Source organism: Streptosporangium fragile (assembly GCF_039534445.1).
GTDB lineage: Bacteria > Actinomycetota > Actinomycetes > Streptosporangiales > Streptosporangiaceae > Streptosporangium > Streptosporangium fragile.
The window spans coordinates 99,641-110,543 of sequence record NZ_BAAAVI010000027.1; the positions used below are offsets into that span (position 1 = coordinate 99,641).

Sequence of the window (10,903 nt, forward strand, 5' to 3'; positions counted from 1 at the left end):
GGTGCGACGCGGGATGCCGCCGATCGGCGTGATGCGGCGTCGAGTGATTCACATGCGTTAATCGCCGTGAAGCGCATCGCGAATTTATTTCACTTTCATCGGGATGGATGCTATGCGCGTGCGCAAGGAGCGATTGCGGGCCAAGGTGACGGCACTGCTGGTGTCGCTGACCGCGCTCTGGGCGTTCACCGCATGGGTGACGGTCCGTGAGGGCCTGAACATGCTGGGCGTCGCCACGCTCGACGCCAACGTCGCCCAGCCGAGTGAGAAGCTCCTGGACGAACTGCAGGCCGAACGGCGTCTCAGCCTGGTGATCCTCGGGGACCCCACCGCCGGACGAAGCCTGCGCGCGGAGCTGGACGCCCAGCGCAAGCGGACCGACGCGGCCGGCACCGACTTCCGGGAACTGGCCCGCGGCGGCAGCGTGCAGATCCTGGGCAGCGCGGCCCTCGACCAGCGCCTCACCGAGGCGTTCACGAGCCTGGACCGCCTCCGGTCCGACCGCCAGGCGATCGACGCCGGGCGGCTGGACCGGACTCGCGCGGCCGCGACGTTCACCGGGATCATCTCCTCGCTGTACCGCGTCTACGACTCCATGGCGACGCTGGACGACAAGGAGATCGCCGAGGACACCCGCGCGATCATCGAGCTGACCCGGGCCCTGGAGATCCTCTCCCAGGAGGACGCGCTGGCGGTGGGCGCCCTGACGGCGGGCCGCCTCACCGATGCCGAGCGGACCGCGTTCACGCAGCTCGTCGGGGTGCAGCGCTTCCTGCTGGAGCAGACAGTCGAGGAACTGCCCGAGGCCGACCGGCGTCTGTTCCGCAAGCTGGCCGCCGAGGAGCCCTTCGTCCGCATGCGCGCCATGGAGGACCGGCTCGTCCGGACCGGCTCGGTGGCGAGGCTGCCCGAGCCCGTGGACGCCGCGCAGTGGACCTCCGTCGCCCAGCCCGTCCTCACGAAGCTGCGGCAGGCGACCCTGGCCGCGGGCGACGGAGTCGTCGAGCGATCCGGCCCGGTGGCCACCGGTGTCGTCGTCCGGCTCTCCCTCGCCGGCGGTCTGGGCCTGCTGGCCGTCATCGCCTCCATCGTCCTGTCCATCACCACGGCCCGGGCGCTGGTCCAGCAACTGGAGAAGCTGCGCGCGGCGGCCTGGGAACTGGCCAAGGAGCGCCTGCCCTCGGTGGTCGAGCGGATCGGCCACGGGGAGACGGTGGACGTCGCCGCGGAGGCCCCGCCGCTGAAGTTCGGCAACGACCAGATCGACCAGGTCGGCCAGGCGTTCAACGCCGTGCAGCAGACCGCCATCAAGGTCGCGGCCGAGCAGGCCCAGCTTCGGCGCGACATCGCCGACATCCTGCGCAACCTCGCCCGCCGCACCCAGTCGCTCGTGCACCGGCAGCTGAGCGTGCTCGACGTCATGGAGCGGCGCGAGAACGACCCCCAGGAGCTGCGCGACCTGTTCCGGCTCGACCACCTGGCCACCCGCATGCGCCGCTACGCGGAGAACCTGCTGGTGCTGTCCGGCGCGGCGCCGGGCCGCGCCTGGCGCGAGGCCGTCCCGATGATCGACGTGGTCCGCGGCTCCCTCGCGGAGATCGAGGACTACACCCGCGTCGACGTGATGCCGCTGGGGGACGTCTCGCTGGACGGCCGGGCGGTCAGCGACGTCATCCACCTGGTCGCCGAGCTGGTCGAGAACGCCGCCTCCTTCTCCCCGCCCTACACCACGGTGCAGGTCGGCGGGCACGTGGTGGCCCACGGCTACGCGCTGGAGATCGAGGACCGGGGCCTGGGCATGAGCGCGGAGGACATCGCCGCGGCCAACGAGCGGATCGCCAACCCGCCGGAGCTCAAGCTGTCCGGCAACGCCCGCCTCGGTCTGTACGTCGTCAGCCGCCTGGCCGAGCGGCACGACATCCGGGTGACCTTCAAGGCGTCCCCGTACGGCGGCACGACCGTCGTCGTCCTCATCCCGCAGGAGCTGGTCACCGAGCAGAAGGAGCCCGAGCAGCCCGCCGGGGTCGGCGTGCCGCAGGCCCGCGCGGCGAGCGCCGGGGAGATGAACGTGGCCGCGGCCGCGGTCGCCGCGGTCCGTGACCGGGGCGGCGACCCGCCGGTCGCCGACGCGCCGGTCCGGGCCGGCGAGACCGCCGGCCGGACCGCCACGCAGGTCGCCGACACGCCGGTGGCCGACGCCGTGAGGACCGGCCACGCGGGTGGTTCGGCGAAGCCCGCGCGCGCGGAGGGCGGGGCGTCGCTGCCGCCCGTGCTTCCCCCGCCCGACACCAGCCACACGCCCGGCGGCCTGCCGCGGCGCGTCCCCCAGACGCACCTGGCCGCCCCCCTGCAGGAGGCCGAGCCCGCGCCCGCGCAGTCTCCGCCGGCCGACGCCGACGAGCGCTCGCCGGAGATGATCCGCGCCGCCATGGCGTCCTTCCAGGACGGCACCCGCCGCGGGCGCAGCGACGCGGCGCGGCTGCTGACCCAGGACGGCGTCCCCGCGGACGAGGGCGGGCCCATCGTGTGACACCAGTGACGATCGCGAGTGCCGGCCGCCGGCGCCGCCGAGCCGTCAGACGCGCCGACCGGCCGTCTGCGGGCAGAAGGAGGACAACGAGTGGGGCAGGGAACAGGATCTTTCACGGACCTGGCCTGGTTACTGGACGACCTGGTCAAGCGGGTGGACGACGCTCAGCACGGGGTCGTCTTCTCCACCGACGGCCTGCTGCTGGCCGCGTCGGCGGGATTCTCCCCGGCCGACGCCGAGCATCTGGCCGCCGTGGGGTCGGCGATCCAGAGCCTGGGGCGCGGGGTCAGCGACCGCGTCGGCGGCGGACCGGTGCGCCAGACCATCATCGAGATGCGGACGTCGTACCTGATCGTGACCGCGGCCGGGCAGAACGCCTGCCTGGCGGTGCTCTGCGGCTCCGACGCCGACGTGGGCCTGGTGGCCTACGAGATGGCCATGCTCGTCACCCGGGTCGGCCAGTACCTCACCTCGCCGACCCGGACGGCCGAGTCCTCGTTCAGGGGCGAAAAGGCGCGATGAGCCCGTCCGACGAGCAGCACGGCACGCAGTGGGTCGGTGACGAGGCGGGGCCGATCGTCCGGCCGTACGTCCTCACCCGGGGCAGGACCGAACCGAGCCGCGGCAGGTTCGACCTCATCACCCTCGCGGTGACGGTCCGTCCCGTCTCGGCCCGCGAACCGGGGCTGGACCCGGAGTGTCTCGCCATCGTCCGGCTCTGCCGCCAGGCCCAGTCCGTCGCGGAGATCGCCGCCTACCTCAACCTTCCGGCAGGCACCGTGCGTGTCCTGCTCAGCGACCTGCTCGACCAGGGATACATCGCACTGCAAGAACCGCATTCGGAGACGGACATGCATGACGAGAGGCTGTACAGGGCGGTGCTCGATGGACTCCGTGCGCTCTGACCGGGACGCCGGGCGCGTGAAGCTGCCCACGGCGATCAAGATCCTGGTCGCCGGCGGCTTCGGGGCGGGGAAGACCACGCTGGTCGGCGCGGTCTCCGAGATCGAGCCGCTGCGCACCGAGGAGACCCTGAGCGACCGCGGCATCGGGATCGACGACCTGTCCGGGGTGGAGACCAAGCAGACCACCACGGTCGCGATGGACTTCGGCCGTATCACCATCGGCGACGCCTACCGGCTCTACCTGTTCGGCACCCCGGGGCAGGAACGCTTCTGGTTCCTCTGGGACGAGCTGGCCCTGGGCGCCCTGGGCGCGGTGGTCCTGGCCGACACGCGCAGGCTGGCCGACTGCTTCCCGTCCCTCGACTACTTCGAACGGCGCGAGACGCCGTTCATCGTCGCGGTCAACTGCTTCGACGGGGCCCGGCGCTACGAGCTCGACGAGGTCAGGCTCGGCCTGACCCTCCACGAGGACATCCCGATCGTCCTGTGCGACGCCAGGAAGCGGGAGTCGGGCAAGGAGGTGCTGATCACCCTCGTGGAACACGCGATGCGGATGCGCCTGGGCGCGGGCCCGGAGCCCGCCCCGGCCCGCTGACCGCCGCGTCCCGGGGCGGGTCCCGGCCGTCCCCGGGTCGTTCTTCCTCCCGCGGGGACGACTCCCTCGCCCGGTCCTGACCGGGCGGGCCCGGCGGCTCCGCCGCGCCGGGCCGCCCTGACGGGAACGGCACGGGGCCCGGCATGCGAGGCTGGTCGGCATGAAACGCCTCGCCGACGTCGACCTGTCGCGCAAGCTCGCCAAGAAAGAGGCCGACGAACGCCTCGACGCCGCCCTCGAACGCCTGCTCCGCCTGCGGCTCATCCTGGGCGGCCAGATCGGCGACAAACGCATCGGCCCGCCGCTGTGCGTGGTCTTCGAGGGACTGGACGCCTCCGGCAAGGGAGGGGCCATCAAACGCCTGGTGCGCCCGCTCGACCCGCGCCACGTGCGCGTCGCCCAGTTCTCCGCGCCGACCTACGACGAGAAGCGCCACCACTTCCTGTGGCGGTTCTGGCCGGTGCTGCCCGGCTGGGGCGGCATGGCCGTGCTCGACCGGTCCTGGTACGGGCGGGTGCTGGTGGAACGCGTGGAGGGGTTCGCCACCGAGGAGCAGTGGTCGCGCGCGTACGGCGAGATCGTGGAGTTCGAACGGACCCTCGCCGCCGAGGGAATGATCATGGTCAAGTTCTGGCTGCACGTCTCCGACGAGGAGCAGCTGCGCCGTTTCCAGAGCCGGGCCGCCGACCCGCTGCGGGTGTGGAAGCTCACCGACGAAGACTGGCGCAACCGGGCCAAACGTCCCGAGTACGAGGCCGCGGTGGAGGACATGCTCGCCCACACCGACCACCCGCAGGCCCCCTGGCATGTGATCCCCGGAGACGACAAGCGCCTGGCCCGCGTCACGGTGGTGGAGACGGTCTGCGCCGCCGTCGAGACCGAACTCGCCGCCCGCGGGTACGGACTGGACGTACCCGGGGCCGACGAGCGGGAGGACTAGAGCCTGTACGGATTCCGGATCTTCAGATGGGTCGAAGGCTGCGGATCCACAAGGCGGCCCCGCGTAGACGCAGGCCGGCGGGGTGGCTTTCGGGAGTCTTGCCGAAGCGGAAGGCCGGCGCGGCGCGAAACTGCGGGCTGTCACCGGCCTGGCCCGGGCTTCGCACGGAGGCCGTGCGAAGCCCGGGTTCAGCGCTCATCAGCCGGTCGTCGCCGCCACGAAGGTGAACGAACCGGACGGGACGCCGTAGACGGCGTAGCCGCTTTCCATGCGCAAGAAGTCGGCCCGCTGCGAGCTGGTGGTGGGGCGGCGATCCTTGGCCGGGACCCACACCTCAGCGGTGGTGTTCGCCGGGACCTCGACCGTCAGCTTGAACGTCCGCTGCCCGCGACTCCATTCGGATTTGGCCACACCCTGCGGCGTGGTGTAACTGCCCTTGACGAAGGTGAGGTCGCCGACCGGCTTGGGCTGGATGACGAGCTTGCGGTAGGCGGTCGATCCGTCGGCCGCCCGGATGCCGGCCAGGCCGCTGTGGAACCACTCTTCGATCTGGGCGAGGATCATATGATTCTTGGAGTCCCCCCTGTTCCAGCGTTCGCCGATGGTGGTCATGCCGCCGGGGTTGGCGGTGGTGGACTCCATGAAGCGTGCGGGCCACGAGCTTGGTGGCGAGGTTCGGTGGCGGTGCGATGCCGGCGTCCACCCAGGCCATGGCGGAGCCGTCGCGCCGTTTGGCGGTGGGGGACAGGTCGGCGCCGGGGAGTCCCAGTGGGCTTGCTCGCGGCGGGCGTCGTAGTCGGAGCCTGAGTACCAGGCGTCGGTGACCAGGGGGCCGAGGGCGGCGCGCCAGCTGCGGTCGGAGACGATGACGTCGGATGAGCCGTTGGTGTAGGTGATCTCCAGCCGGGCGATCATGCGGGGCGTCACCGCGGCGCCGGCGCTCGCGTCGCTGGCGGCGATGTTGTTGCCGGACCCGGTCACCGTCGCTCCTGTGGAGTGCGGCTTGTCCAGTCCGGGGGTGAAGGTGATGTCGGAGCTGCCGATCGCGGTGATCGTACGGGATTCGAGGTTGTCGCCGCCGTTGCCGGTGTCGATGTCGATGGTGCCGCCGACGTGGTAGCCGGTGACGTCGTTCAGCGTCACGGTGGTGGTGCCGGGGGCGGCGTCGGCGGTCAGGGTGCCGCTGCCCTTGAGCTGGCTCTGCCACCAGGAGTAGGGCGCGGTACGGCCGACGGCCGGGTTGGTGACGCTGCGCCGTACGTAGGCGGGGCCGTTGCCGAGTCGGACGTCGAGGGTGTTGGCGCCGGCGCGCAGGTCGTCGGTGATGTCGTAGGTGCGGTACTCGCTGGAGAGTTGGTAGTTGGAGTTGCCGGGGGCGAGGACTTCGTCGCTGAGCTCGCGGCCGTTGAGGGTCGGCAGGTGGAGACCGACGCCGGAGAGGTAGAGGCGGGCATCGGATACGCGCTTGCGGCGGTCGAGGTCGAACGCGCGGGCGAAGATCGGCATGGGCTGGGCTTCGGTGCGGCCCGGGTACTCGATCCAGCGCGCCGGTCCCCAGTCGCTCTGTTGCAGCAGGCCCATCTCCCAGGAGGACGGTTTGCTCCAGTCTGACGGCTGCTTGCCCGCGTCCCAGACGCGGACGTGCCAGGTGACCTTCTGCCGGATGCCAGTGGCCGTCCGCCGTAGCGGACGCCGGACTGGTGGCGGAGCTCACCTTGCCGGAGTCCCACATCAGTCGCCCGCGCTGAGGTCGGTCTCGCTCGCGGCGACCTGGATCCGGTACGCGGTCTGCGCGTCGGCCGGGCAGGCGACCCGGGACCCGGGCCGGTGGCACGGGTACCCGGCGGACTGCCGGGTCGGCGTCATACGCCATCCCAGTAAGGGGGCGGGGCTGTCGATGCCGAGGGGCCGGTCTCGTCTGCCGTCCACCCGCAGGTCCACCACCTCGACGTGGGACTGTCCGCCGGCGGCGACCGCCGGTGGAGCGTTGAGCGGCTGTGCGAAGACGAGGGCGAACGCCACTCCCAGTCCTGCTGACACGCGTATCCGGCGACGTAATGAGGACACAGGTCACTCCCTTCCCGGCCCCCGTTCCCGGGGCGGCCGGTACTTCCCCAGCTGTTTCGAGTGTCACGGGAGCGGGGGCGGCCGGTTCGAGGACCGAGAAGGCAGTCCCGTACGGCGCGTATCGCAGCCCGTGGAGAGAGTCGAGCGCCGGCTGTGTCGGCGGCGTTCATCGTCGTAAGAGCTTGTCCAAGCCGGCCGCATGGTTGCGGAGGCCGGCGGCGGGGACGACGCGCGGGTCGCCGAGGGGTCGGCGCGAGGCGGACGGGGTGCCGTCACGGGCCTGGCCACAGAATGCCCCTCTCATCATAAAACGTTTTAAGCACCCCGTGGATGTCGCTAACGTAAGCGCTCCCTCATATGGCGTCAAGAGGAAGTTTGAGCAACGATTCTCGGATGCGGCCCATGTCAAAGAAGCGCCAGGAGCATCCCTTGGGTAACGGTACCCATTGTGATCATGCCTCTGACCGGGCGGGTCGCACATGTTCTTCTGCGGGTGCCGTATGTCTCGGCGGATTTGGTCACTCACGGTAAAGAGCGTCTCGGTACTTGATCGACCTGGGGTTTCGGCGTCCGGAGCAAGAGGAGTGCCGCCGAGCGCGTCGGCGGTGAGCAGGCCGGCTGGGGAGCATGGACGCCACTGGCAGCGGAAGGAGGGCGCCGATCGGGCCGCCGAGATCGAGCCGTTCCGAGAGCTCATACAATCGGACCAGCCTCGGGAACGGAGATTCATGGTCACGCCCGGCCGACGACGACGAGTGACGATCGCCGACGTGGCGAGCCACGCTCAGGTGTCCGTCACGGCGGTGTCCAAGGTGATTCGCAACGCCTATGGCGTCAGCCCGGCCATGAAGGACAAGGTCAAGACGGCCATCGAGGAGCTGGGCTATCGGCCGCAGGCGGTGGCCCGGGGGATGCGCGGGCGTACTTTCACGATCGGCCTGGTGCTGCCGCACATCAGGAACCCGTTCTTCGCCGACATCCTCGACGGCCTGACCGCATACCTCGAGACCACCGACTACCAGGCGTTCATGATCCAGGGCGGCGCCACCCGCAAGGTCGAGCAGCGGGCGGTCGACGCCCTGATGGACCGGCAGGTGGACGGGATCATCATGGTCGCTCCGCTGGCCTCGAAAGCGCGCCTGGAGGAGGTGGCGAAGGAGAAGCCGCTCGTGGTGCTCGCGCGCCACGAACGGTCGCCCCACTACGACTCGGTGTTCGACGACGACGAGGCGGGCGCCGAACTCGTGGTCAAGCACCTGATCGAGTTGGGGCATCGCCGAATCGCGCACATCACGCACCAGGACGACAGCATCGCCCGGCCCGGCGACCTGCTGCACAACATCCGATCGGCGACCTACGAGCGCGTCATGAGCGAGCACGGGCTCGCCGATGAGATCGCGGTCGCGACCAGCTTCTACAGCGAGAAGGGTGGCTACGACGGCGCCCGGCGACTGCTGAGCCGTACGCCGCGCCCGACGGCGATCTTCGCCGGAGCCGACCAGGCGGCCCTCGGCGCTCTCGCCGCCGCCCACGAGGCGGGCATATCGGTCCCGGGGGACGTCTCGGTCGCCGGCTACGACAACACTCATCTGGCGGCTCTGCCCAACATCGCGCTGACCAGCGTCGACCAGGACGGGGGCGAGATGGGCCGCGCGGCGGGCAAGCTCCTGCTGGAACGCGTCGAAGGCCGCATGACACCGGTGCGTTTTTCCGTCACCCCCAGCCTGGTCGTCCGCAGCTCAACGGCCGCGCCGCCTGTCTCATAGGCCATCGCGGATCAGTTCGTCGCGAAGGGCGCGGCGAAGGATCCTGCCCGAGGGCGACCAATGAGGACAGGTTGTAGTCGTCGACCTCCGGCGCGGTGGTGAGAACCGGGACGGCCGGTGGCGTCAGGTGCGCCCGGGTCACCAGTCCATGAGCGAGACGGTCATCGCGCTGGAGCGCCGGGAGCTCATCGTCCGGACCCCCGCCCCGCCGGCGAACGCATCCTGCGGATCGCCCTCACCGAAGCCGGTGAGGAGGTCTTCGCGCGGTGCGGGGCGGAGGTGGACGCCGTCGAGATGCGCATGCACGCCGAGATGGACGGCGCCGACATCGCGCGGCCGCGACAGTCCGTGGTCCGGCTGACGAAGGCACTGCGACTTCCCGCCGCGGACGACCGCTCCTGAGCGCGCCGCCGCCTGGCGCCCACGCCGCCGTCGTCCTTCCGGAAATGCCGGCAGGTGAGGAAAACGTTACCCGACAGATTCCTCTATCGACTAGCTCATCTGCCAAAACCCTGGAAACCGTTACCCAAATATTGCCTTGACACCCTCTCAGGTAACGCCTACGTTAACCGCATCGGGGAGTCGCTTAAAACGATTCAATAACCCTGGAGGGTGTGTGAAGACCTCCCACCGCACGCTTGCCGCGGCCCTCGCCGTGCTCGCAACGGCGGCCCTGACCTCGTGCGGATCCGGCGCGGAACCCGCCGCCGACGGCACCGTGACCCTGACCTTCATGACGGGCAGCGACCAGTCGACCGTGGACACCTCCAAAGCGCTGGCCGACGCCTTCATGAAGGCCAACCCCCGCATCAAGATCGAGGTGGAGAATCAGCCGGGCGGCGGCGAAGGCGACAACGTCGTCAAGACCCGGCTGTCCACCGGCGAGATGACGGACGTGTTCTGGTACAACTCCGGCTCGCTGCTGCAGGCGCTCAACCCGGCCCAGACCCTCGTCGACCTCACCGGCGACCCCGTCCTGGCCAACGTCCAGCCCGAGTATCTGCCCGTCGTGACGCAGGGCGGCAAGGTGTACGGCGTCCCGGCCACCACGCTCGCCGGCGGCGGCATCCTCTACAACCGCAAGGTGTACGAGCAGCTCAAGCTGGAGGTGCCGAAGACCTGGGCCGAGTTCATGGCCAACAACGAAAAGATCAAGGCGGCCGGGATCACCCCGGTGATCGGCACGTTCAAGGACACCTGGACGTCGCAGATCTTCGTGCTCGCAGACTTCCACAACGTGCGGGCCGCGGTGCCGAACTTCGCGCGGGACTACACCGCGGGCAAGGCCAAGTTCGCCACCACCCCCGCCGCCGCGGGCGGATTCCGGCACCTGGCCGACGTGCACGCCAAGGACTACCTCAACGAGGGCTTCGGCTCGGCCACCCTCGACCAGGGCCTGAAGATGCTGGTGGAGGGCAAGGGCGCGCACTACGCGATGCTCAGCGGGCTGCTGCCGCCGCTGCTGGCGACGTATCCGCAGACGGCCACCGACGTCGGCCTCTTCGGCGTCCCGGGCACCGACGCGGCCAAGCACGGCGTCACCGTCTGGGAGCCGCCGGCCATCTACATCGCCAAGACCACCGAGAAACTCGACGCGGCCAAGAAGTTCCTGGCCTTCGTCGCCTCGCCGGCGGGCACGGAGGCGGTGAACACGGCCGTGCAGCCGTCGGGGCCGTATCGCGTCAAGGGCGCCAAGCTGCCCGACGACGCCATCCAGGTGGCCAAGGACCTGCAGGCCTACATCGACAGGGGCGCCACCACGCCCGCGCTGGAGTTCCTGTCCCCGGTCAAGGGCCCGTCGCTGGAGCAGATCACCGTCGCCGTCGGCTCCGGGCTGACCAAGCCCGCCGAGGGCGCCGCCCAGTACGACCAGGACGTGGCCAAGCAGGCCAAGCAGCTGGGGCTGGCAGGGTGGTGACCGAACACCACGCCGGGCCCCGTACGGGGCCCGGCGTGACGCACGGGCAGCGGCACGCCCGCCCGGCGGTCAGGCGCAAGTCGGCCTACCCGTACGCGCTGTACCTGCCGGCCGCCGTCGTCTACACCGTGATCTTCCTGGTCCCGACGGCGATGGCCTTCTACTTCGCCCTCACCCGCTGG

General features: G+C 70.5%; 11 protein-coding genes. 9 read left to right on the forward strand and 2 right to left on the reverse strand.

Annotated elements, in window-relative coordinates:
• Positions 1–112: 112 nt before the first annotated feature.
• The 5 genes from ABD841_RS19750 to ABD841_RS19770 all read left to right on the forward strand — a co-directional run bounded on the left by ABD841_RS19750 (position 113) and on the right by ABD841_RS19770 (position 4,970).
• Positions 113–2,530 carry a sensor histidine kinase gene (locus ABD841_RS19750; RefSeq protein WP_344973648.1) on the forward strand — a complete coding sequence of 806 codons (2,418 nt, stop codon included), beginning with the start codon at positions 113–115 and terminating at the stop codon, positions 2,528–2,530.
• 90 nt (positions 2,531–2,620) lie between these two features.
• Positions 2,621–3,052 (forward strand): roadblock/LC7 domain-containing protein, encoded by a 432-nt coding sequence (locus ABD841_RS19755; RefSeq protein WP_344973613.1) that lies wholly within the window; start codon positions 2,621–2,623, stop codon positions 3,050–3,052.
• Entirely contained in the window at positions 3,049–3,435 is a 387-nt protein-coding gene (locus tag ABD841_RS19760) for a DUF742 domain-containing protein (protein ID WP_344973615.1), read from the forward strand. Before ABD841_RS19755 ends, ABD841_RS19760 begins: the two co-directional genes overlap by 4 nt.
• On the forward strand, positions 3,416–4,030 hold the full coding sequence (locus ABD841_RS19765; RefSeq protein ID WP_344973618.1) for a GTP-binding protein: 615 nt from the start codon (positions 3,416–3,418) through the stop codon (positions 4,028–4,030). Before ABD841_RS19760 ends, ABD841_RS19765 begins: the two co-directional genes overlap by 20 nt.
• 160 nt (positions 4,031–4,190) lie before the next feature.
• Positions 4,191–4,970: a polyphosphate kinase 2 family protein gene (locus tag ABD841_RS19770; RefSeq protein WP_344973621.1), complete on the forward strand. Its 780-nt coding sequence runs from the start codon at positions 4,191–4,193 to the stop codon at positions 4,968–4,970.
• 198 nt (positions 4,971–5,168) lie between these two features.
• On the opposite strand, the gene ABD841_RS19775 is transcribed toward ABD841_RS19770, so the two are convergent.
• Together ABD841_RS19775 and ABD841_RS19780 are read right to left on the reverse strand one after the other, a co-directional pair.
• Entirely contained in the window at positions 5,169–6,635 is a 1,467-nt protein-coding gene (locus tag ABD841_RS19775; RefSeq protein WP_486389207.1) for an alpha-L-rhamnosidase N-terminal domain-containing protein, read from the reverse strand.
• Between the two features lie 66 nt (positions 6,636–6,701).
• Positions 6,702–7,010 (reverse strand): hypothetical protein, encoded by a 309-nt coding sequence (locus ABD841_RS19780; protein ID WP_344973627.1) that lies wholly within the window; start codon positions 7,008–7,010, stop codon positions 6,702–6,704.
• Positions 7,011–7,807: 797 nt separating this feature from the next.
• On the opposite strand from ABD841_RS19780, the gene ABD841_RS19785 reads away from it, so the two are divergent.
• The 4 genes from ABD841_RS19785 to ABD841_RS19800 all read left to right on the forward strand — a co-directional run.
• Complete coding sequence (locus tag ABD841_RS19785) at positions 7,808–8,803, forward strand: LacI family DNA-binding transcriptional regulator (protein WP_344973630.1); 996 nt, start codon at positions 7,808–7,810, stop codon at positions 8,801–8,803.
• Between the two features lie 279 nt (positions 8,804–9,082).
• Positions 9,083–9,205, forward strand: coding sequence for a hypothetical protein (locus ABD841_RS19790; RefSeq protein ID WP_344973633.1), 123 nt, complete (start codon positions 9,083–9,085; stop codon positions 9,203–9,205).
• 214 nt (positions 9,206–9,419) lie between these two features.
• On the forward strand, positions 9,420–10,721 hold the full coding sequence (locus tag ABD841_RS19795; RefSeq protein WP_344973636.1) for an ABC transporter substrate-binding protein: 1,302 nt from the start codon (positions 9,420–9,422) through the stop codon (positions 10,719–10,721).
• Positions 10,718–10,903 (forward strand): hypothetical protein (locus ABD841_RS19800; protein ID WP_344973639.1); only part of this gene is annotated, 186 nt, incomplete at its 3' end. The genes ABD841_RS19795 and ABD841_RS19800, both read left to right, overlap by 4 nt.

Bases quoted from the DNA above. Each gene is read 5' to 3' on its own strand.
- ABD841_RS19750 (WP_344973648.1), top strand. From the start codon at position 113: ATGCGCGTGCGCAAGGAGCGATTGCGGGCCAAGGTGACGGCACTGCTG.
- ABD841_RS19760 (WP_344973615.1), top strand. From the start codon at position 3,049: ATGAGCCCGTCCGACGAGCAGCACGGCACGCAGTGGGTCGGTGACGAG.
- ABD841_RS19765 (WP_344973618.1), top strand. From the start codon at position 3,416: ATGGACTCCGTGCGCTCTGACCGGGACGCCGGGCGCGTGAAGCTGCCC.
- ABD841_RS19770 (WP_344973621.1), top strand. From the start codon at position 4,191: ATGAAACGCCTCGCCGACGTCGACCTGTCGCGCAAGCTCGCCAAGAAA.